18 protein-coding genes are annotated in these 20,858 nt (G+C 67.9%); 12 read left to right on the top strand and 6 right to left on the bottom strand.

Annotation, left to right across the window (positions count from 1 at the left end; all coding sequences use genetic code 11):
• Window positions 1-67: 67 nt before the first annotated feature.
• The 8 genes from C7R54_RS05010 (at window position 68) to C7R54_RS04975 (ending at window position 8,905) form a co-directional block, all read left to right on the top strand.
• Window positions 68-1,249 carry an acetyl-CoA C-acyltransferase family protein gene (locus C7R54_RS05010; protein WP_129149034.1) on the top strand — a complete coding sequence of 394 codons (1,182 nt, stop codon included), beginning with the start codon at window positions 68-70 and terminating at the stop codon, window positions 1,247-1,249.
• Window positions 1,250-1,257: 8 nt separating this feature from the next.
• The gene (locus C7R54_RS05005; protein ID WP_129149033.1) at window positions 1,258-2,043 is read left to right on the top strand and encodes a class I SAM-dependent methyltransferase; all 786 of its coding nucleotides are present in this window, start codon (window positions 1,258-1,260) and stop codon (window positions 2,041-2,043) included.
• Window positions 2,044-2,459: 416 nt separating this feature from the next.
• Window positions 2,460-2,915 carry a hypothetical protein gene (locus tag C7R54_RS05000; protein ID WP_129149032.1) on the top strand — a complete coding sequence of 152 codons (456 nt, stop codon included), beginning with the start codon at window positions 2,460-2,462 and terminating at the stop codon, window positions 2,913-2,915.
• A gap of 278 nt (window positions 2,916-3,193) precedes the next feature.
• Window positions 3,194-3,979: a GntR family transcriptional regulator gene (locus C7R54_RS04995; protein WP_129149031.1), complete on the top strand. Its 786-nt coding sequence runs from the start codon at window positions 3,194-3,196 to the stop codon at window positions 3,977-3,979.
• On the top strand, window positions 3,930-5,276 hold the full coding sequence (locus C7R54_RS04990) for a malonyl-CoA decarboxylase domain-containing protein (protein ID WP_192903586.1): 1,347 nt from the start codon (window positions 3,930-3,932) through the stop codon (window positions 5,274-5,276). Before C7R54_RS04995 ends, C7R54_RS04990 begins: the two co-directional genes overlap by 50 nt.
• 13 nt (window positions 5,277-5,289) lie before the next feature.
• Window positions 5,290-6,150, top strand: a complete 861-nt coding sequence (locus tag C7R54_RS04985; protein WP_129149030.1) for an enoyl-CoA hydratase/isomerase family protein — start codon at window positions 5,290-5,292, stop codon at window positions 6,148-6,150.
• A gap of 5 nt (window positions 6,151-6,155) precedes the next feature.
• Window positions 6,156-7,697 (top strand): malonate--CoA ligase, encoded by a 1,542-nt coding sequence (locus tag C7R54_RS04980; protein ID WP_129149029.1) that lies wholly within the window; start codon window positions 6,156-6,158, stop codon window positions 7,695-7,697.
• Window positions 7,698-7,921: 224 nt separating this feature from the next.
• Window positions 7,922-8,905, top strand: a complete 984-nt coding sequence (locus tag C7R54_RS04975) for a Bug family tripartite tricarboxylate transporter substrate binding protein (RefSeq protein ID WP_129149028.1) — start codon at window positions 7,922-7,924, stop codon at window positions 8,903-8,905.
• A 94-nt stretch (window positions 8,906-8,999) separates the two neighbouring features.
• Here the strand turns inward: C7R54_RS04975 and C7R54_RS04970 are convergent, their stop codons facing one another.
• Window positions 9,000-9,269, bottom strand: a complete 270-nt coding sequence (locus C7R54_RS04970) for a hypothetical protein (RefSeq protein ID WP_129149027.1) — start codon at window positions 9,267-9,269, stop codon at window positions 9,000-9,002.
• Window positions 9,270-9,355: 86 nt separating this feature from the next.
• Window positions 9,356-10,156 (bottom strand): IclR family transcriptional regulator, encoded by an 801-nt coding sequence (locus C7R54_RS04965; protein ID WP_129149026.1) that lies wholly within the window; start codon window positions 10,154-10,156, stop codon window positions 9,356-9,358.
• 218 nt (window positions 10,157-10,374) lie between these two features.
• On the opposite strand from C7R54_RS04965, the gene C7R54_RS04960 reads away from it, so the two are divergent.
• The 3 genes from C7R54_RS04960 (at window position 10,375) to C7R54_RS29150 (ending at window position 14,561) form a co-directional block, all read left to right on the top strand.
• Entirely contained in the window at window positions 10,375-12,528 is a 2,154-nt protein-coding gene (locus tag C7R54_RS04960; RefSeq protein WP_129149025.1) for an acetate--CoA ligase family protein, read from the top strand.
• Between the two features lie 2 nt (window positions 12,529-12,530).
• Complete coding sequence (locus C7R54_RS04955) at window positions 12,531-13,577, top strand: lactonase family protein (protein ID WP_129149024.1); 1,047 nt, start codon at window positions 12,531-12,533, stop codon at window positions 13,575-13,577.
• A 63-nt stretch (window positions 13,578-13,640) separates the two neighbouring features.
• The gene (locus C7R54_RS29150) at window positions 13,641-14,561 is read left to right on the top strand and encodes a rubredoxin (protein WP_240039374.1); all 921 of its coding nucleotides are present in this window, start codon (window positions 13,641-13,643) and stop codon (window positions 14,559-14,561) included.
• A 110-nt stretch (window positions 14,562-14,671) separates the two neighbouring features.
• On the opposite strand, the gene C7R54_RS04945 is transcribed toward C7R54_RS29150, so the two are convergent.
• The 4 genes from C7R54_RS04945 to C7R54_RS04930 form a co-directional block, all read right to left on the bottom strand.
• The gene (locus C7R54_RS04945; protein WP_129149023.1) at window positions 14,672-15,640 is read right to left on the bottom strand and encodes a Bug family tripartite tricarboxylate transporter substrate binding protein; all 969 of its coding nucleotides are present in this window, start codon (window positions 15,638-15,640) and stop codon (window positions 14,672-14,674) included.
• Between the two features lie 51 nt (window positions 15,641-15,691).
• The gene (locus C7R54_RS04940; protein WP_129149022.1) at window positions 15,692-17,095 is read right to left on the bottom strand and encodes an MmgE/PrpD family protein; all 1,404 of its coding nucleotides are present in this window, start codon (window positions 17,093-17,095) and stop codon (window positions 15,692-15,694) included.
• Window positions 17,096-17,098: 3 nt separating this feature from the next.
• Entirely contained in the window at window positions 17,099-18,466 is a 1,368-nt protein-coding gene (locus tag C7R54_RS04935) for an MmgE/PrpD family protein (protein WP_129149021.1), read from the bottom strand.
• A gap of 351 nt (window positions 18,467-18,817) precedes the next feature.
• Complete coding sequence (locus C7R54_RS04930; protein ID WP_129149020.1) at window positions 18,818-19,825, bottom strand: PdxA family dehydrogenase; 1,008 nt, start codon at window positions 19,823-19,825, stop codon at window positions 18,818-18,820.
• 73 nt (window positions 19,826-19,898) lie between these two features.
• Between C7R54_RS04930 and C7R54_RS04925 the strand changes: the two genes are divergently transcribed.
• Complete coding sequence (locus C7R54_RS04925; RefSeq protein WP_240039373.1) at window positions 19,899-20,858, top strand: alpha/beta fold hydrolase; 960 nt, start codon at window positions 19,899-19,901, stop codon at window positions 20,856-20,858.

Below are 20,858 nucleotides of genomic sequence, written 5' to 3'. Positions count from 1 at the left end.
TCGTGGTATTGGCGCGCCGTCGCGGTCATCGCACCGGGCGGCGCGTCCTTGCATGGAGAGGCCCATCATGAAAGAAGTCATCATCGCAGCCGGCGCGCGTACCGCGATCGGCACATTCGGCGGCGCGCTCAAGGACGTGCCGCCCATCGACCTGGGCGCCACCGTCATTCGCGCGGCGCTGGAGCGCGCCGGCGTGGCCGGCGAAGAGGTCGGGCACGTGGCGGTCGGCCACGTCATCAATACCGAGACGCGCGATATGTACCTGGCCCGCGTCGCCGCCGTCAACGCGGGGGTGGGGCACGCCACGCCGGCGTTCAACGTCAACCGCCTGTGCGGGTCCGGCCTGCAGGCCATCGTGTCGGCGGCGCAGACGCTGATGCTGGGCGACGCCGAGATCGCCATCGGCGCGGGCGCCGAGGCCATGAGCCGCAGCCCGTATATCGCGCCGGCACTGCGCTGGGGCGCCCGCATGGGCGATAGCGCGTTCACCGACATGATGACCGGGGCGTTGACCGATCCCTTCGATCGCATCCACATGGGCGTGACCGCGGAAAACGTCGCCGCCAAGTACGGCGTCAGCCGGGCCGACCAGGATGCGCTGGCGCTGGAGTCGCACCGCCGCGCGGCGGCGGCCATCGACGCCGGCCGCTTCAAGGAGCAGATCGTCCCGGTGGTCATCAAGACCCGCAAGGGCGAGGTCCGCTTCGAGCAGGATGAGCATGTGCGCCGTGACGCCACGCTGGAGTCCCTGGCCGGACTGAAGCCGGTTTTCCAGAAGGAGAACGGCACCGTCACCGCCGGCAACGCCTCGGGCATCAACGACGGCGCCGCCGCCGTGGTCATGATGACCGCGGACGTGGCGCAACGCCGCGGCGTGCGCCCCCTGGCCCGCCTGGTGGCCTATGGCCATGCCGGCGTCGATCCGAAGTACATGGGCATCGGCCCCGTGCCCGCCACCACCGCGGCGCTCAAGAAGGCCGGCCTGAAGATAGACCAGATGGACGTGATCGAGGCCAACGAGGCCTTCGCTGCCCAGGCCTGCGCGGTGACCCGCGAGCTGGGCATGGACCCGGCGCGCGTCAATCCGAACGGCAGCGGGATTTCGCTGGGCCATCCGGTGGGCGCGACCGGCGCCATCATCACCGTCAAGGCCTTGTACGAGCTGCAACGGATCCAGGGGCGATACGCCCTGGTGACCATGTGCATCGGCGGCGGCCAGGGCATTGCCGCGATTTTCGAGAGGCTTTGATACGCAAGATGCCAGGCCGCAGCCAACCCAGGAACGCGGGGCCGTCCGAGCTGGACCAGCCGACCATTTCCGAATCGGATGGCGTGCGCTATCTGCATTTCAACACCGACTGGATCCAGGGCGCCATGCGCCTGGACGATCCCGCCGAACTGGTGCTCGAATACACGGCGCAGATGATGGCCTGGCTGCTGTTCCTCGATCCGCCGCGCGAGGAGGCCATTGGCTTGCTCGGGCTGGGCGCGGGGTCGCTCGCGCGTTTCTGCCTGAAGCGCACGCGCAGCCCCGTGGTGGCGGTTGAGTGGAATCCGCAGGTGACCGGGGCTTGCCATATGTTCTTCCGCCTGCCGGGGACGGCGCGTTTGCTGGTCGAGCACCAGGACGCGGGTGTGTGGGTGGCCGATCCCGTCAACGCGGGACGCTGCCCGGTGCTGATGGTGGATTTGTACGATGCCCAGGCGCGCGGTCCGGTGCGCGATTCAGTGAAGTTCTATCGCGACTGCCGGCGCGTGCTGGGCGAGACCGGCATCCTGTCGGTCAATCTCTTCGGCGACCATGCCAGCTTCCCGCGCAACATCGAGAATCTGGAGGCGGCGTTCAACGGCCGCCTGGCCCTGTTACCCGAGATCGATGCCGGCAACCGCATCGTGCTGGCTTTCTCCGGTCCGCCCATAGCCATTCCCGCGGCCGACCTGCTGGCCCGGGCGGAAGTGGTCGAGTCGACCTATGGCTTGCCGGCCCGCCGCTGGGCCCGTTCGCTGGTCGGCGATGCCAGGGATGGCGTGATCAGGTACTAGACCGCGGGTATTGCAGGGTACGGGAGACGATGCCTGTCCTGAGCACAGGCACGTTGACGGGGCCGGCGCGACCGTCGGCCCAGGTGCGCCCGTTCGGCCTCCGCGGGGCCGCCCGCTCTCCTCGGATCGCCGTTGCCAAAGGCACGCCTGCGCCTCTTCGCGGAAGCCTCTGGGGAGTAGTTCTCCCAATATCGGAATTTAAAACCTAAGCATACAATGTGTAACTTCCAGTACGGGAATGCATATTTGTAGCGTTGGGTCTGTTATGGCCGCTGGCTACCGACCGTCGGCCACCGGCCATTGGTCATGCACGCTTCAGTGCCGCGATGCCTGGCGCCCGACTGGCGTATTTGTTGCCCCGACCGGGGTAAAGCCTATTCCGAGCGCTGTAAGAGACAGCGGGACAGCGAGTGCCCATGACCGACGCGTATTTTTTCATCTGCGCTGATTGCGTGACAGACCCCTTTCTGTCGGACCGGATCGTCGCGAGCGGAAGGCCGGGAAAATGCATGAGCTGTAGCGAGGAAGGGCAGAGGTGCTGGCCTCTTGCAGCGCTGGCCGAACACGTTCGAGCCGCCTTCGACGTGGACTACTGCCTGCGTGAAGGCGTTTCTCCCACCTCGATCGTGGAAAACCTGACAGGGCTTTCCGACGCGATCTGCGAAGAGATCCTGGACCGTTGGAGCGATATCACGTGCCTCGATGATGCGGACCCGTTGGACGAGGATACCTACGGATCGGACGCATGCCAGGCTGACGACGACATCGCCGACAACGACATCGACGCCGAAACGGTCGAGCGGCAATGGCAAAAAATACGGGCGGGGCTTCTCGCTCCGGCGCTGCCCCTGTCCGTCCGCGCCGTGGTCTGAAGATAACCCGTCCTGGGGCGTGCCTCCGGCGCCAAACGTGCCAAAGCCGCCAAACGCTCCAAATGCATGAAAGATCAACCACCTACGGGTGGTTGATCTTTTTGCGCAATCATTTTGTACGGTCCCCCTGCCAGCCGCCCCCACAGCGACCTATTGGGGCTGGGGCCGCCGCGGGTGTCTCCCCCATCTGGACGATCGCTCCCCAGCCATACGACGCTTGCATTGTCCGTGGATCGGACTACCATGGAGGTCTCCATAATTATGAATTACGGAAACCCATGACCGCGCCCATCGTCCGTCAAGCGCTGTACCTGGAAGCAGCCGACCGCTTGCGCGCCATGATCCAGTCGCGCGCGTTGGCGGCGGGCGAATGGGTCGATGAACTGCGGCTGGCGGCGCAGCTGGGCATATCCCGCACGCCCTTGCGCGAGGCGCTCAAGCTGCTGGCCAGTGAAGGGCTGGTGCGGCTGGAGCCCCGCCGCGGCTGCTTCGTCAACGAGCTCTCGCGGCGCGACCTGGACGAAATCTTTCCGCTCATGGCCATGCTGGAAGGGCGCTGCGCCTACGAAGCCGCGCGCAAGGCGCAGGCGTCGGACCTGGACCGCTTGCGTGGCCTGCACGACGCCCTGCAGGCGCATGCGGCCGCTGGCGACATCGACGCGTACTACGAAACGAATTACGTCATCCACGAGGCCATCCAGGCCCTGGCCGACAACCGCTGGCTGTCCGACATGATCGGCAACCTGCGCAAGGTGCTGAGCCTGTCCCGCCACAAGAGCCTGGCCCTGCCGGGCCGCATCCAGGCATCGTGCGCGGAGCACATGGCGATCTATGCCGCCATCGCCGCCCATGACGCCGAAGGCGCCGAGGCACTGGCGCGCGGGCATCTGCTGCGCCAACTGGATGCGTTGCGGGTGCTGGATGCCCAGCAACCGAAGCCCATCCTGGCGCCGGGCCTGGCGCCGGCCGCCGACGCTACTTCCGTCCCGAACCCCGATACTCCGGAGCCTGCCCATGAGCCTTCCGCAAATGCCAGCCCCCGCGCGCGCCGCGCGCACGTCTGACAGCGCCGTCGCGTCCGCGCGCGGCGCGGCGCCGGTCGTCGTGGCATCCAACGATGCCGACGGCGACGAAGCGGGCGCCGAGGCCGGCCTGATGTCCCGCCTGGTCCGCCTCTGGGAACGCGACCGCTTTCCCAGCGCGCAAGCCTTGCTGCCGCTGTTCGCGGCGCGTTCGACCGACGTGGCCGCGAACCGCCTGGCGGCCGCCTGGTGCCAGGCCTATACGGCAGCCGACGCCAAGGGACGGCGCGCCATGCTGACCATGCTGGCCGCCTGCGAGGGCGCCCAGCAGGCCGATGGGGAGTCCGCCACGCGCCTGTTCCGCCGTTTCAACAACCAGCCCGACGGCCTGCGCTTCCTGGTGGGCCTGCGCGCCGACATGCTGCGCTGGCGCAAGCAGGTCAGCGGCCTGCCGGCACTGGACAAGACGCTGGAAGGCCTGTTGTCGGCCTGGTTCGACGTCGGGCTGCTGGAGCTGCGCCGCCTGACCTGGGACAGTCCCGCTTCCCTCCTGGAAAAACTTATCGTCTATGAGGCCGTGCACGAGATCCAGTCCTGGGACGACCTCAAGCGCCGCGTCGCGGAGGACCGCCGCTGCTACGCCTATTTCCATCCGCAGATGCCGGACATTCCGCTGATCTTCGTCGAAGTGGCCTTCGCCGCGCAGATGGCGGACAACGTGCAGGCCCTGCTGGACGCGCGCCAGCCGGCGCAGAACCTGGACAAGGCGCGCTGGGCGATCTTCTATTCCATCTCCAATACGCAGCCGGGCCTGCGCGGCATCAGCTTCGGCAATTTCCTGCTCAAGCGCGTGATCGATGCCCTGCTGGAGGACCTGCCCAAGCTGAAGTCCTTCGCCACCTTGTCGCCCATCCCGGGTTTCAACGACTGGCTGGGCAAGCTGGACGCCGACGCGGTGGAGGCCATCGTGCGCGACAAGACGCGCGAACGCAGCCGTCAGCGCGTGCCTGACGGCGCCCGCTGGGTGGCGCGCCTGACCCGCGCCGGGGCAGGGGCCGGCACCGAGACCCTGCGGCGGGCGGGGCAGAAGCTGGCGGCGCATTATCTGCAAACCATCAAGAATGGCCAGCCCGTGGATCCCGTGGCGCGTTTCCACCTGGGCAACGGCGCGCGCATCGAACGCCTGAACTGGGGCGCCGACCGGTCCGCCAAGGGATTGGCGCAGTCCGCGGCGCTGATGGTGAACTATCTGTACGAATTGGACGCCTTGGACGACAATCTGACCCGTCTGGGGGAGGGCAAGCCCGCCGTCAGCCGCGCCATCGCGCGCATGTCCTGATCGAGGAGACCCAATGCCCCTAGATCCGCCCCTGGATTCGCCCCTGGATCCCACGACCGCTCCGTCCGGGGACCGTCCCGCGGCGCCGCGGGCCGTTTCCGGCCAGGTGCGGTACCGGCGCGAAGGCGGCCTGGTCTTCGTGACGCTGGACCATCCCGGACGCATGAACGCCATCACGGTCGCCATGTGGCGGCAACTGGCGCAGACCTTCGCGGCCTTGTCAGCCGACCTGTCGGTGCGCTGCGTCGTGGTCGCCGGGGCCGGCGGGAATTTCGCCGCGGGCGCCGACATCCGCGAATTCCCGCGCGAACGGCGCGACCTCGCCGCGGTGCAGCATTACCACCGCAACACCCTGGCGCCCGCCTTGCGCGCGATCGCCGATTGCCCGCATCCGGTGGTGGCGAGCATCGAAGGCGTCTGCGTGGGCGGCGGATTGGAGATCGCCAGCCAGTGCGATCTGCGCATCGCCGCCGCGTCGGCGCGCTTCGGCGTGCCCATCAACCGGCTGGGATTTCCCATGGCGCCGGATGAAATGCAGGGCCTGCTGGCCCTGGTCGGGCGCGCGGCGACGCTGGAGCTGCTGCTGGAAGGGCGCATCCTGGATGCCGAGGAGGCCAGCGCCAAGGGTTTGCTCACGCGCGTGGTGCCCGATGGGGCGCTGGCCGGGGAAATCCATGAATGCGTCCGCCGCATCCTGCGCGGCGCGCCGCTGGCGGCACGCATCAACAAGCGGACCTTGCGCCGGCTGGAGCGCGACGATCCCCTGGAAGACGAAGAATATCCTGGCTTTTTTTCCTACGCTGACAGCCATGATCACCAGGAGGGCGTGCGAGCCTTCCTGGCAGGCGAAGAACCGACCTTTTCCGGAGACTGAAGACGGTGAGTAATGCCAATCTGTATGCCGTGCTGGTAGCGGGCTTTCCGCAAGACCGCAGCCAGGTAGCCCTGGAGACGCCAACGCTGCGCTACACCTGGGACGACATGGACCGCGCCAGCGCATGCCTGGCCAACCTGCTGAAATCGCTGGACCTGCCCAGGGATGCCCGTGTGGCGGTGCAAGTGGAGAAATCGCCCGAGGCGCTGTTGCTCTACCTGGCCACCTTGCGTGCCGGCCTGGTCTATCTGCCGCTGAATACCGCCTACCGCGAAGCGGAAATCGAGTATTTCCTGGGCAATGCCGAACCGGCCGTGGTGGTGTGCTCCAGCGCCAACGAGGGCTGGGTGCGCCGGCTGGCCGGGAAGTCCGGCACCGCGCACGTCTTCACGCTGGACGACGACCGCACCGGCACGCTGCTGCAGGCCGCGGCAACCCAGCCCCAGACCTTCCGTACCGTGCAGCGCGACGCCGATGACCTGGCCGCCATCCTGTATACGTCCGGCACCACCGGGCGCAGCAAGGGCGCCATGCTGTCGCACGGCAACCTGGCGGCGAACGCCCGCGTGCTCAACGACTACTGGGGCTGGCGCAGCGACGATGTGCTGCTGCACATGCTGCCCATCTTCCATGTGCACGGCTTGTTCGTGGCGTCGCACGGGGCCTTGCTGGCGGGCGCGAAGATGATCTGGCTGCCCAAGCTGGACATCGAGCAGGCGCTGCGCTACCTGCCCGAGAGCACGGTGATGATGGGCGTGCCGACGTACTACGTGCGGTTGTTGGCGGACCCGCGCTTCACGCGCGAGACCTGCGCCCGCATGCGGCTGTTCATCAGCGGCTCGGCGCCGCTGCTCACCGAGACATTCAACGAGTTCCAATCGCGCACGGGCCATACCATCCTGGAGCGCTACGGCATGAGCGAAACCGTGATGCTGACGTCCAATCCCTACGATGCGGTGCTGGGACCGCGCGTGGGCGGCACGGTGGGGCCGGCCCTGCCGGGCGTGGACGTGCGGGTGGTCAATGACAAGGGCGTGGCCTTGCCGCCGGGAGAGATCGGCAATGTGCAGGTGCGCGGTCCCAATGTGTTCTCGGGCTACTGGCGCATGCCGGAGAAGACGCGCGAGGAGTTTACCGACGACGGCTGGTTCAAGACGGGCGATGTCGGGCGCTGGGGCGGCGAGGCGGGCGGGCATCCGATCCCTGTCGACTACCTGTCCATCGTGGGGCGCAGCAAGGACCTGATCATCTCCGGCGGCTTCAACGTCTATCCCAAGGAAATCGAGACCATCATCGACGAGATGCCCGGGGTGGCGGAGTCGGCCGTCATCGGCGTGCCGCATGCGGACTTCGGCGAAGCCGTGGTGGCGGTGGTGGTGCCGCGCGCCGGGGCCAGCGTGGACCCGGCCGCCATGCAGAATGAACTGAAGACCCGCATCGCCAATTTCAAGGTTCCGAAGCGCATCCACGTCGCCGACCAGCTGCCCCGCAATACCATGGGCAAGGTGCAGAAGAACGTGCTGCGCGAAACCTACGGGCAAGGGTAGGCGTCGGCACGATCCGTCGTCCGCCGACGCGGGCGGCAGTTTCATCGATCGAGCCCGGCCGGCCGCGCGCCTGCCGGGCGTTTCAATGCAGGCAATGGACAGGAGGTGCCGCCAGAACGAGATCGTCAGGGTGGTTTGCGTAAGAACAGTAAAAACGACGGCCCGCGTGGCGCCGTCATAACCGATGGGCCCGGCCCATCCTGCGCAGCATCGGGAGGAGAGACATGAAGCTTCGACACAGCATCGCGGCATGCGCCGTCATGGCCGCCAACGTCACGGCCCTGGCCTGGGCCACGCCCGCGCGGGCGGACTGGCCTGAACGTCCGGTCACCATCATCGTGCCGTTCCCGGCGGGCGGCGGAACCGATACCTTTGCGCGGCCCCTGTCCGCGCAACTGACGCAGCAGCTGGGCCACGCCGTGGTCATCGACAACAAGGGAGGCGCCGGCGGCACCGTGGGCGCGGGCGTGGCGGCCAAGGCCAAGCCCGACGGATACACCTTCTTCATGGGCGGCGCGCACCATGCCCTGGCGCCATCCCTGTACAAGCAGCTCAGCTACGATATCCAGAAGGACTTCGTGCCGGTGGCCTTGCTGGCGCAGCCGCCGCAGGTGGTGGTGGTCAACACCGGCAAGCTGCCCGTCAAGTCGCTGGCGGAGCTGATCGCGTACGCCAAGGCGCGCCCTGGGCAGATCAACTACGGGACGGCGGGCAAGGGCAGCACGCACCACCTGGCCGGCGAGCTGTTCTCCATGCAGACCGGTATCCAGCTCGTGGACGTGCCTTACCAGGGCGCCGGCCCCATGATGTCCGCGCTGATGGGCGGGCAGGTGGACCTGGCGTTCGACGGCTTGGGGTCTTCGGCCCAGCAGATCCGCGCCGGCACCATCAAGCCGCTGGCAGTCGCGGCGGCGCGGCGCTCGCCCAGCTTCCCCGATATTCCCACCGCGGCCGAGGCGGGCGTGCCGCATTTCGAGGTCTCGACCTGGTATGCCCTGTGGGCGCCCCGGGGCACCCCGCAGCCGGCCATAGACCGCATGATCCGGGAAGTGAAGGTGGCGTTGGAGACGCCCAAGCTGAAGGAGCAGTGGGCCAGCAACGGTTCCGACATACCGGACCTGAGCGGGCCTGCATTCGGCGCCTTCGTCGACAGCGAGATCGCGCGTTGGGCCAAGGTGGTCAAGGATGCCGGCGTGACGCTGGATTGAGGGGAGCGCCGCCTGTCGTCCTGGCCGAGGGCCAGCGCGCCGCTGTCGCGGCTGTTCGCCATGGCCGCCATGGCGGCCATGGCCTTGCCGGCGGTCAGCCCGCTCCGTTGGTGGACGGCGCCTGCCACGCTTTTTTCGTGGAGGCCTCGCGCACGGCCGCGAGGTGGGCCTCGGCCGCCTTGCCGTAGGCTTCCAGCGCCGCTGGCGGCAGCGCCGGGCCGGCTTGCGCCTGCGCAAGATCGCGCGTCAACTCCGCTTCCAGCGCACCCAGCGCATCCAGCGGCAGCACGCGTATCAGCGCGGAGAGCAGCGCGGACTGCGCCGCGAGTTTGCCGTTGAGCGCTTCGACGGTTATGGGTTCCATGGTGCGTCCCCGGGTCGTTGGTTCAGGAGGGTAAGCCGCCATCATATCTCCGCGCGGGACCTTGGCCCTTGACTGCCGTGCGCGCGTCAGGGGTCGGCGGCCAGCAGCGCGGCCTTCGCGTCCTCGCGCAGGGCGAGCAGCGGCCCGCTCAACTGCCGCTCCGTTTCCGCGATGCCTGCCGTGGTCCTGACGCTTACGTTGAGCACGTAGATCGGCCGGTCTGGCAGGGCCAGCGGCGTCGCGATGGCGACGACCTCCGGCTGCCACGAGGCCGCGCAATAGCCTTTGGCGTCGACACTGAGCCGGGCATCCTCCAGCGCCTTGCGCAGGAGCGGCCAGTCGGCGCCGCGCCGCTGCCGCAGATGGGCCAGCAGCGTTCGCCGCTGCGCGCTGTCCGCCGCCGCGAGATAGGCGCGGCCCAGCGAGGTGAGTTCCATCGGCACCCGCTGCCCCGCCACCACGCTGCGCAACGCCACCTTGCGGTTGAAGCGGAACGACTCCAGGTAGACCATTTCGTCGCGGTCGGCAGTGGCCAGCCCGACGTTGATGCGCAGCTTCTCCGCCAGCGCCCGCATCAATGGCGCGACCGCCGCCAGCACCGGCGATCCTCCGCGCATCGCGTGCGCAAGGCTCAGCACCGGCGTGGCCAGGCGGTAGGAGCGCCGGCTCCGGTCATGCTCCAGCAGCCCGCATTCGACCAGGGTCTGGGTCAGGCGGCTGACCGTGGCGCGCGAAAGACCCGTGCGCTCGGCGATTTCTCCATTGCCCAGCTGGTCCGCGCCAGGCCGGAATGCGCGCAGGATTTCCACGCCGCGCACCAGCGACCGATTCAGGACGGGGTCTTCGTGATGCTGGCGGCGTGGCGTTCGGGGCGAGGCGGAGGGCATGGCGGGACCTGGCGGAGAGGACGGGGCAGCGTAGCATCATTTCCATTGAATGGAAATCTAGAGGGGCATAAGGGGTACATATCGAGGGCCCGGAACCTACACTAGCGTGCAAAAGGCAAGGATGCGCTGGCGCAAGTCGTCCACGGACGGGCGCTGCAGCCATAGCCATCGCCCCCAGCCATGGCCATGGGCCAGGTCGACTCAAGGAAACACGAGACATGCTTCCGAATTCCCAGCATAAGGGTGTTCCCGGCAATACCGCCGACGCCATTTCCCGCCTCCTCAAGCCGCGCAGCGTGGCCGTCATCGGCGCTTCCGCCGATGGCAGGAAGACGGCCGGCCGGCCCGTGGCCTACCTGCGCAAGCACGGCTACACGGGCGACATCTACCCCGTCAACCCGCGAGTCGACAGCATCGAGGGCCTGCCTTGTTATCCCGACATCGCGTCGCTGCCCGCGGTGCCCGACGTCGGCATCGTGCTGGTGGGCGCCGAACGCGCCCACCAGGCCGTGCGCGAGCTCGCGCAGCAGGGCGCGGCGGCGGCGATCGTGCTGGCCAGCGGCTATACCGAAACCGGCGCGGAAGGCGCCCGCCGGCAGGCCCAGCTCATCGAGGCCGCCGGCGCCATGCGACTGCTGGGTCCCAACACCATCGGCCTGGTCAACCTGACCGACGATATCGTGCTGTCGGCCAGCGGCGCGCTGGAAATGGAGCATTTCCCGACCGGGGCCATCGGCGTGGTGTCCCAGAGCGGCGGCATCCTCGGCGCCTTGCTGTCGCGCGCGGCGGCGCGAGGCATAGGCCTGTCCAAGCTGATTTCGACCAGCAACGAAGTCGACCTGGAACTGGCCGATTTCATCGACTACCTGGCCGACGATGACGCTACCCGCGTCATCGCGCTCTACGTGGAGAGCGTGCGCAATCCGGAAAAATTCCGCGCGGCGGCGCTGAAGGCCGCGCGCGCCGGCAAGCCGGTGGTGGCGTTCAAGATCGGCCGTTCGGAAGCGGGCGCGAAGGCGGCCGTATCGCACACCGGCGCGCTGGCCGGCGCCGACCGCATGTATGACGCGCTGTTCCGGCAGACAGGCGTCATCCGGGCCCAGGCGTTCGGCGACCTGCTCGATATCCCGGCCGCGTTGGCGACGGGCCGCGTCCTGCGTGGCAACCGGGTCGCGATCCTGACATCGACCGGCGGCGCGGGCACGCTGGTCTCCGACAGCCTGGGCGTCTCGGGTTTCGACACGCCGGCGCCGGATCCCGAGACCGCCGCGCGGCTGCGCGCCTTGCAGACCGGCGACCACGCCGCGCTGGACCGCAACCCGATCGACGTGACGCTGGCCGGCCTGCAACCCGATCTGCTGCGCGGCGCCATCCGTGCCTTGCTGGAAAGCCCGAGCTACGATGCCCTCACCATCATCGTCGGCTCCTCCAGTCTTGCGATGCCCGAGCTGATGGCGGGCGCGATCCAGGATTGCCTGCCCGAAAGCGACAAGCCGGTGATCGCCTATGTCAGCCCGCACGCACCGGCCGTCGCGGCCTTGCTGACGCAACGTGGCGTGCCCGCCTTCGCGGCGGCCGAGAGCTGCACCGTCGCGCTGGACGGCATGCTGCGCCACGCACGCTGGCAGGCGCCGGCGCCAGCAGCGCCGGCGGCTTCCGTCGATGTAGCCGAGGATGTGGCGGAAATTCCGGCGGGCTCGCTGGATGAGGCGCAGGCCAAGCAGCTGTTCGCGCGCTTCGGCGTGCCCTGCGCGCGCGAAACCGTGGTGCTGACGGCCGCCGAGGCGGAGCGCGCCGCGCAATCGTTCGGCGGCCGCGTCGTGCTCAAGATCCTGACTGGAGAAATCACGCACAAGAGCGATGTCGGCGGCGTTGCGGTCAACCTCGCGCCCGAGCAGGTAGGCGCGCGCCTCACGGCCATGCAGGCGGAGGTGCGGGACAGGACCGGCATCGTGCAGCAACGCTTTCTCGTGCAGGAAATGGTGGCCGGCGGCACGGAGCTGATCCTGGGCATGCATCGCGATCCCTTGGGCACGGCGATCCTGCTGGGCATGGGCGGTATCACCGCCGAACTGTTCAAGGACACCGCCATGCGCCTGCTTCCCGCCGGTGTAGCGGGCCTGAGCCGCGAGGAGGCGCTGGACATGGTGCGCGAGTTGAAGACATGGCCGCTGCTGGATGGTTACCGCGGGCGCCCAAAGGCTGACGTGGCCGCGCTGGTCGACGCCATCGTGGCGTTCTCGCGGATGACGGCGCGGCTCGGCGAGCGCCTGGTCGAGGCCGAGATCAATCCGATATTCGTGCTGCCGCGGGGCCAGGGCGTGCGCGCCGCCGATGGTGTCGCCGTGCTGGCGGCCGCATCGGGGGGCTAGCCATGTCTTTCCTCGTCCATGTTTCCTCGTCGGAGAGCAGGGAGATCCACGCGTTCCTGCTGGACGGCCAGAGCGGCCGCCTGGAACTGCTTGAGACGATCGACGTGCCGGGGTCGGGCGCGCCCACGCGCGGCAACATTCCGCTGGCCTGGTCGCGCGATGGCAAGGTGTTGTATGCGCAGGTCCGCATCGATCCCTTTCCGTTGTCCGCCTTTGCGCTGGACGCCGGCTCTGGCCGGTTGCGGCTGCTCCAGACCGCCGACGCGCCGGCGCCACTGGCTTACCTGGGCCCTACCCGCGACGGCCGATTCCTGCTGGGCGCTTCCTACGACGGCGCAATGCTGACCGTCAACCGCATCGAGGCGGATGGGCGCATCGATTTCCCTTGCCTGCAAACAGTGCCCACGCCGCCCAAGGCGCATTGCATCGTCGAGGCGCCCGACGGGGGATGGGTCTACGCGACGTCGGTCGACGGGGAAGCGATACTGGTCTATCGGCTGGACGAGGTGTCGGGGCGGTTGGCGCCGGCGCAGCCGGCGGCTTACGCCACGCGCCCGGGATCCGGTCCGCGCCACCTGGTTTTCCACCCGGCGCTGGACATCCTGTATTGCGTCAACGAGCATGCGGGCTCGGTGGCTGCCTACCGCGTCGACCGGGCGACCGGCGCGTTGCGGGAGCAGCAGTACGAATCGCTCGTGCCGCCGGATTTTTCCGGACGCGCGATGGGGGCGGATATCCATCTCACGCCGGACGGCGCCTTGCTCTATGCCAGCGTACGGAAGACCGATGCCATCACCGCGTTCCGTGTCGACCCTGTAAGCGGTGCGTTGACGCACGCCGGCACGTTCGAGGTCGAGGCCTATCCGCGTGGCTTCGCCATCGCGCCGAATGGCCGGTTCCTGCTGTGCGCGGGACAGAAGAGCAACCGGGTCAGCGTGTTCGCCATCGATTCCGCAACGGGGGCACTCGCCCTGTTGGAACGCCATCCGGCTGGCGGGATGCCAAGCTGGATCGAAATCGTGCCGGCGCCCGCGGGCATGCGTTCCTGAGGTTTTCGATCAACCGCCGCGCGCTGTGTTCGCAAGCACGGCGCTTACGCCTGGAGCACTACCATGGCCATTGTTGTGTCACACGACGACGTCAAGGCGAGCCGCCGTTCCCGCATACACGAAGACGGAAATTTTGTCGCCTTGACCCACTTCATCGTCGCCTGTCCCGAGCGCGGCCTGGACGCCCAGGCCATGCTGGTGGAAGAGGGACCGCACCGTAACCTTCGCACCCATTACCATGACCAGGATGAATTCCAGGTCTTCGTGGCGGGAGGGGGGACCAACGGCAAGCATCCCATCCAGCCCTTCCAGTTGCACTACGCGCGCAAGCACACGCCGTATGGACCCATACTCGCGTCCGAAGCGGGCTGCGTATTTCTGACGCTGCGCAGCCGCAGCGACAACGGGGCCAAGTTCCTGCCGGAAAGCCGGGCGCTGCTCGACGGCGTGCAGGACCGGCATCCCTGGCAGGTCGGCGCGGATATCGTGTTCCCGGAAGCTGGCACGGGCGTGGCCATGCAAGCCGTGCCCGGTGTGCGGGACGAACACGGCCTGGATGCCAGCGCCGTTCGCCTGGCGCCCGGCGCCAGTTTGCGGGCGCCTTCGCCCGCGGACAGCGATGGCCAGTACCTGGTCGTGCTGCGCGGCGGCATGATGCACCAGGGCCTTGAGCGCAAGGCCATCACGATCGTTTTTCTGCAACCTGCCGATGAGGCCTTCGAGCTCGTGGCCGGTAGCGAGGGCCTGGACGCGTTGATCCTGAACCTGCCTCGCCAGGCGAGCGTCCCCGTGGCCGCGCCCAGCGAAAAGCACGCGGACTTCAAGGTGTGGCAATGCCTGCTGTGCGCCTTCGTCTATGACGAGGCGGCCGGGCTGGAAGAAGAGGGCATCGCGCCCGGCACGCGCTGGGAGGATGTGCCGGAAAGCTTTACCTGCTCCGACTGCGGCGCGGGCAAGGCCGATTTCGTGATGCTGGAATTCTGACGCATCGGGCGTGGCCGACGCCCATGCCCATGCCCCGGCACAACTGAAAACGCCCGCGGAACCAGTCCGGTCCACGGGCGTTGCGCTAGTCTTCCTCGTCCGCCTGGCCCTTACTCTTTCTCTTTCAACTGCGGCAGCTTCTGCACCAGCTTCTGCCAGCGATCGATGTCGTTCTTCATCAGCGTGGAGAACTGTTCGGGCGTGGTGCCACGGGGTTCGATGCCGACCGTTGCCAGCTTGCTGCGTACGTCCGGGTCCTTGAGCGCTTCATTGATGTTCTTGTTCAACGTGGCGATGACCGCGGGCGGCGTCCCGGCCGGCACCACCACGCCGTACCAGATGCCCGTGTCCCAATCCGGGAAGCCCGACTCGGCCATGGTGGGGACGTTCGGGAACATGGCGACGCGGCTCTTGCCGGTCGACGCGATCGCCCGGAGCTTGCCCGCCGTCACCTGGGGGGCGATGGCCACGACACCCAGGAACAGCATGTCGACCTCCTTGCTCATCACCGCCGTGACGGCCGGAATGCCGCCGCGATAGGGCACGTGCAGGATGTCGATGCCGGCCTCGTTCTTGAACAGTTCCGGCTCCAGTTGCGACAGCGTGCCGGGGCCGGACGACCCGAAGGTAAGCTTGCCGGGCGCTTTCTTCGCGGCGGCGACGAGGTCGGCGACCGACTTGATGCTGGATTCCGCATTCACCACCAGCAAATCGGGCGTGTAGCCCACTTCGGATACGGCGGCGAAGTCGCCGATCGGATCGTAGGGCAGGCTCTTGCGCACGGCCGCGTTGACGGTATGGCTGGTGGTCACCAACAGGATGGTGTAGCCGTCCGGCGCTGCCTTTGCCAGCGAATCGGACGCCAGCATGGTGCCGGCGCCGGCACGGTTTTCCGGCACGACGGGCTTGCCCAGCTTGGCGGTCAGGTAGGTGGCGAGGATGCGGCCGGCCGAGTCCACGCCGCCGCCGGGCGCGGCGGGAATGAACATGCGGATGGGCTTGGCCGGATAGTCCTGCGCGACCGCCGAGCCCGCGGCAAGGCAGGCCATGGCGAGGAACAGGGGGCGGAATAGTTTCATGTTTGTCTCCTTCTTGATTGTTCTTGTCCACGCGGCGATGCGCGTGACGGCCTATCCCCGATGGCGCCGCGCTTCGTGTCCGTCGGACCGCGCCGCCCGGGCGAGCAAGCCCAGCACGGGTTCCCACGACGCCAGGGTTTCAAGGTGTTCGACCTGTTCGATGAGGCTGTGCGCTTCCGCGGTTTCCAACCCGCCCGTTACCAGGCAGTCGATCACCTTGCCATGCCGCTGTTCCCGGGTCATCGGTCGTTCGGGACAGCCCGGGAAACGGTCGCAACGCTCCACCAGCTCGGTGCCATCGTCCAGTTTCACGGTCACGCGCGTCCACATGGCGTCCAGGGTCTGCGGAATGTCGCGGTTGTGGACCAGCCGCACGCGCGGCAACAGGCGCTGGACCGGTGCGCTGAACGCGGTCTCGTCGTCGAACGTCGCGATGATCACTTCGTCCTGGCTCAGGCCGACCGACGCGGCATACTCGTAGCTGAACTTGCCGTCCAGGCCCGAGACCGGACGGGGCCGGGAGAGCGTGGTCCGGTACACCGGAGGCTCGACCACCACTTCCGCCACGGCGTCCAGCTTGAACGCGGGATGGCGGCGCAACTGCCGGCAGGCCTCGATGACCCACTGCATGTAGATTTCGGAGGGATATCGCTTGATGGTGAAGCCCGGCGTGACGATGGCGTATTGGTCCAGTCCGCCGAGGACCTCGGCGGGACGAAAGCGCTCGTCGAAGAAACTCTCGAAATGGCCGCCGGGCATCTCCAGGATGCGCTTGTTGCCGGACATCCCCTTGGCTGCCAGCAGGGCCGACTCGACGCCCGCGCGGGCGGCATTGCCGGGATGCGTAGGCTTGGCCATGCTGCCATTGTTCGCGAACAGGCCGCCGGTGCGCGAGGCGGCCAGGCCGATCGCGCCCGCGACCTCGTCAGCCGTCAGGCCCAGGATCACCGAGCACGCGGCCACCGCGCCCAGGGGACCCACCACGCCCGGCGGGTGGAAACCGCGGAAGCTGCAGTCGCGGGCGGCCGTCCGTATCCGTTGCTGCACCTGCCAGCCGACGACATACGCCAGCACCGCCCGCTGCGGGGCGACGGCGTGGCGTTCGGAAAGCGCGAGCACGCTGGGCAGGATGGAGGAGGTCCCGTGGGCCGGCGGCATGCCCTGGACTTCGAAGTCCAGCGCGTGCAGGGCGATGCCGTTCAACAGGGCAGCGGTCGCGGCGCTCGCGCGGACGGTGGTCCCGACGACGGTGCAGGACCCGGACGGCTCATCGCCCAGCGCGGCGCGGGCGATGCTGGGCGCCGGCTCGCGGCTGCCCGCCGCCAGGCAACCCAGTCCGTCCAGTATCGCCACCTTGGCCGCTTCGACGGCGGCGGCCGGCAAAGCCTGGAAATCGGCGCCCGCGATGTATTCCGCGAGGCCGCGCGTGATGGGAAGATCGTGGTCGTGGGGCATGGTCTATCCGGTCACCAGCTGATCGAAAACCCGGGTGCAGTCGTCGGCATCGGCGATGGCCCAGGCCTGGTCGAACACGCTGTCGGTCTTTTGTCCCAGCACGGGCGTCACCAGGTGGTGGAACTTGATCTTGATGTCCGCACGATTCATGGGATTGCGGTAGGTGCCCTTGGGGTCGCGAGCATGCACCTCGCGGGTGGTGCCGTCCGCGAGCTTCACCGTGGCGCGGATCTGGATGGTGCCCGGCCATTCGGCTTCGATCTTTTCGTCGACCACCACGCTGATTTTCCGCATCAGCGCACGTACCTCGGGGCTGGAAAGCTTCTCGTCGGTGTATGCCGCCAGGGTCACGCCGCCGTCCAGCAGCGCCACCGCGACGACATAGGGCAGGCTGTGATCGGCCGTCTCGCGCGTCGTCGGCGCCCACTTGGCCGGTTCGCTGCCGGATTCGTGTCGCAGGAAGCGCGACGTATGGAGCACGACCTCCCGCACCTGCTCCAGGTCCAGGCCTTCCCGCAGCTTCAGGGCGGCCCAGATGCCGATCTGGCAGTTGGCGGTCGCCGGGAAATACTTCAGGCCCGAACGCAGCACGGCCCAGTCGCCGAAGGGTTCCAGGTTCATCGGGCCGGCCTTGCCTTCCATGATCTCGATGAAGCCGTGCCGGCCCTCGAAGGGATCGGACGGGCCGGTCAGGCCGTGTTCGGCGAGCTGGCAGGCGAATACGGCCTGCCGGGTGCTCGCGGCGGTGGCCACGCCCTTGTAATGGGACAGCTCGCCGGCGCGGCTGGCCCGCAGCGGCAGGCCATTGGTCGCGGCGAGGGACACCGCCGTGCGCGTCTGCTCGTGGTTGTAGCCCAGCATGTGCGCGATGCCGGCCGCGGTGCCGATCGCGACGGCGAAGCCCTGGTCGATCGAGAGATAGTCGACCAGCGCCCCATGATCCTTGCGATAGGACCGGTGGCGCAGCGAGATGCGATGGAAGACCTCGTAGGCGACCGCGATGCCGCTGAGCAGGGTGCGCCCCGGCAGGTGGCGCGCGCCGGCGACCGCGATGAGCGCGCCCAGGATGTCGCTGGGATGGCCGCCGGTGAAGGTGTCGTTGTAATCGAGATACCGGATCATCGACGTATTCCAGAACGCGGCCATGTCCAGCGTAACGGACGCGGTGCTGCCGATCACCGTGCCGCCCGGGCCGCGCGGAAGATCGGCGATGGCCGCCGCGGCGCGGGCGCCCGGACAATCGCGCGACGCCATCGCGCAAGCGATGGTGTCGGCCAGGATCCCCGTCACGTGTTCGATGACGTTGGCGGGAACGTCCGCGGGCCGTACGCTGACGGCGAATTGGGTGATCTGCTCAAGTGCCTGGTCCATCGTGTCCTCTCGTTTCCTTCGGTGCGCAAGCAGCGGGTTGGGGCCGCTGCCATCAAGCGCAAGTCTTTGATTTGTGCCAGTAGGATAGAGTCGGGCCGATGCGGCGTCATCCGATTATTTCCATTGCATGGAAATGGTCCAAGTTGCATGGCGGCACGAACCGGCGTACCGCGAAGGGCGGCGCTGGCCGGGATGGAAACGGGGGCAGGGAATGCGAAACCGCGACGCACGCCGCGCCGCCAGGGGCGCTCGCCTCCTGGACCGGGGCGGGGCTCTGCCGGCACGCCTTGCGTCGGCGCGGTGCGCGCCAGTGGCGCGACTAGTGTGCGAGTAGTGTGCGACTGTGCGCGATCAGTGCCGCGCCGCCAGCCGGCTTGCCAGGCCGATCGCCGCTTCGATCGCTCCCGTGTTCGCCACGCCCTTGCCGACGATGTCGAACGCGGTGCCGTGCGCCGGCGTGGTGAACACCGTGTCCAGGCCTGCCGTAATGGTCACGCCACGGTTGAAACCCTGCATCTTGGTGGCGATCTGGCCCTGGTCGTGATACATGGACACCACGCCGTCGTAGTCGCCGGCGAAGGCTTTCAGGTACACCGTGTCCGCCGGGTAGGGCCCGGAACAGCCTATTCCCCGCGCGGCCATCGCGGCGACGGCGGGACGGATGATGTCGATTTCCTCGGTGCCGAACAGGCCATTCTCCCCGCCGTGCGGATTGAGCGCCGCGACGGCGATGCGCGGCTGCGCGATGCCGGCCTTCTTCATCATGCTGTCCGACAGCACGATGGCGTCCTGGACGGCCTCGCGCGTGATCTGGTCCAGCGCCTGGCGCAGGGCGATGTGCGACGTGACGCGCGACATCCATTGGTTGCCCAGCACATTCATCTCGCCAAAATGGCCTTGATGCCCGAGCAGGTGGGCGAACATCTTGTGCTCGTCCGGGAAGCGCCAGCCGCCGTCGAACATGGCCCGCTTGTTCAGCGGCGCGAAGCTGATGGCGTCGACCTCGCCCGCCTTGGCGAAGTCTATCGCCCGCGCCAGTGTCGCGCCGGTCACCTGGCCCGATGCCGCGCTGCCGGCACCGGGAGGGTAGAGCGCGGGGTCGGTGTTGCCGAGATCGACCAGCGGAACCGCGCCGTGCGACCAGTCCACCGACGCGGGCGTGTCGTAGCGGCGATAGTCGAACGACACGCCGGCCTGCCGCATGCCGAGGTCGAGCACCCGCGCATCGCCGACCACGACTATGCGCGCGACGGCCGCCAGGCGGCCGTCATGAAGAATGCGCGCCACCTGTTCCGGGCCGATGCCGGTGCAGTCTCCAGGGGTCAGCGCAATGATGGGAAGGGCAGGGTTCGCGTTCATGGTTTTGTAAATTAAAGACTGTTGACAATTTACATGCGCCGGACCACGATAGCACGAAACCTGGAGGAGCGTAATGGCACAAGAGACCCCCGCGCCGCTGCACGGCATGCCGCCCTTGCCCGACTACCAGGGCGGCCTGATGCACGGCTTTCGCTATGAGCGGGTGCGCACGGCAGGCGCGGAAATCCACGTGGCTATCGGCGGCGAAGGGCCTCCCTTGCTGCTGCTCCATGGCAATCCCCTGACGCACGTCAGCTGGCATCGCATCGCCCCGACGCTGGCCAGGAGCTATACGGTGGTCGCGCCGGACTTGCGGGGCTATGGCGACAGCGCCAAGCCCGACGGCGGCGAAGACCATGCGGCCTATTCGTTTCGCGCGATGGCCGAGGACAATGTGGCGGTGATGGCGCACTTCGGCTTCGAGCGCTTCCAGGTGGCGGGACACGATCGCGGCGCGCGGGTCGCCTTCCGCCTGGCCCTGGACTTCCCCGAGCGGGTCGAACGCCTGGCTGCCCTGGATATCGTGCCCACGCATCACGTGCTGACCAACATCACGCTGGGCTGGGGGCTGGAGTCCTACCACTGGTTCTTCATGGCGCAAAAGGCGCCGTTTCCGGAGAAGCTGCTGACCGCCGATCTCGACTACTACATGGACTACAAGTTGAACAAGAAGGGCGTGGGGCTGAAGATCTTCAGCCCCGAAGCGATGGCCGAGTACAAGCGCTGCACCACGCCCGAGCAGATCCATGCGATCTGCGAGGACTATCGAGCCACGGTCACCGTTGACCTTGCCATGGACACGGCCGATTTCGGCACCAGGACCATCGCCTGCCCGGTGCTGGTGCTATGGGGGGCCAACAGCCATTGCGGACGGCATTTCAAGCCGGTGCAGGCCTGGCAGCCATGGGCCCCCGACCTGCGTGGCTGGGCCATACCCACGGGCCACTATCCGGCCGAGCAGCGGCCGGACCTCGTCTATCGGGCATTCTGGGAGTTTTTCGGCGGGCACGAGCCCGCCCGCGTCGAGGCGTGA

Origin of the sequence: Achromobacter aloeverae, from assembly GCF_004121055.1 — a bacterium.
Classification (GTDB): domain Bacteria; phylum Pseudomonadota; class Gammaproteobacteria; order Burkholderiales; family Burkholderiaceae_B; genus Bordetella_C; species Bordetella_C aloeverae.
The sequence above is the reverse complement of the archived record's forward strand: the minus strand, read 5'-3'. Positions and strand labels throughout refer to the sequence as shown.

Excerpts from the sequence above, each read along its gene's own strand:
- C7R54_RS05010 (WP_129149034.1), top strand. The coding sequence starts at position 68 with ATGAAAGAAGTCATCATCGCAGCCGGCGCGCGTACCGCGATCGGCACA.
- C7R54_RS05005 (WP_129149033.1), top strand. The coding sequence starts at position 1,258 with ATGCCAGGCCGCAGCCAACCCAGGAACGCGGGGCCGTCCGAGCTGGAC.
- C7R54_RS05000 (WP_129149032.1), top strand. The coding sequence starts at position 2,460 with ATGACCGACGCGTATTTTTTCATCTGCGCTGATTGCGTGACAGACCCC.
- C7R54_RS04995 (WP_129149031.1), top strand. The coding sequence starts at position 3,194 with ATGACCGCGCCCATCGTCCGTCAAGCGCTGTACCTGGAAGCAGCCGAC.
- C7R54_RS04990 (WP_192903586.1), top strand. The coding sequence starts at position 3,930 with ATGAGCCTTCCGCAAATGCCAGCCCCCGCGCGCGCCGCGCGCACGTCT.
- C7R54_RS04985 (WP_129149030.1), top strand. The coding sequence starts at position 5,290 with ATGCCCCTAGATCCGCCCCTGGATTCGCCCCTGGATCCCACGACCGCT.
- C7R54_RS04975 (WP_129149028.1), top strand. The coding sequence starts at position 7,922 with ATGAAGCTTCGACACAGCATCGCGGCATGCGCCGTCATGGCCGCCAAC.
- C7R54_RS04970 (WP_129149027.1), bottom strand. The coding sequence starts at position 9,269 with ATGGAACCCATAACCGTCGAAGCGCTCAACGGCAAACTCGCGGCGCAG.
- C7R54_RS04965 (WP_129149026.1), bottom strand. The coding sequence starts at position 10,156 with ATGCCCTCCGCCTCGCCCCGAACGCCACGCCGCCAGCATCACGAAGAC.
- C7R54_RS04960 (WP_129149025.1), top strand. The coding sequence starts at position 10,375 with ATGCTTCCGAATTCCCAGCATAAGGGTGTTCCCGGCAATACCGCCGAC.
- C7R54_RS04955 (WP_129149024.1), top strand. The coding sequence starts at position 12,531 with ATGTCTTTCCTCGTCCATGTTTCCTCGTCGGAGAGCAGGGAGATCCAC.
- C7R54_RS29150 (WP_240039374.1), top strand. The coding sequence starts at position 13,641 with ATGGCCATTGTTGTGTCACACGACGACGTCAAGGCGAGCCGCCGTTCC.
- C7R54_RS04945 (WP_129149023.1), bottom strand. The coding sequence starts at position 15,640 with ATGAAACTATTCCGCCCCCTGTTCCTCGCCATGGCCTGCCTTGCCGCG.
- C7R54_RS04940 (WP_129149022.1), bottom strand. The coding sequence starts at position 17,095 with ATGCCCCACGACCACGATCTTCCCATCACGCGCGGCCTCGCGGAATAC.
- C7R54_RS04935 (WP_129149021.1), bottom strand. The coding sequence starts at position 18,466 with ATGGACCAGGCACTTGAGCAGATCACCCAATTCGCCGTCAGCGTACGG.
- C7R54_RS04930 (WP_129149020.1), bottom strand. The coding sequence starts at position 19,825 with ATGAACGCGAACCCTGCCCTTCCCATCATTGCGCTGACCCCTGGAGAC.
- C7R54_RS04925 (WP_240039373.1), top strand. The coding sequence starts at position 19,899 with ATGGCACAAGAGACCCCCGCGCCGCTGCACGGCATGCCGCCCTTGCCC.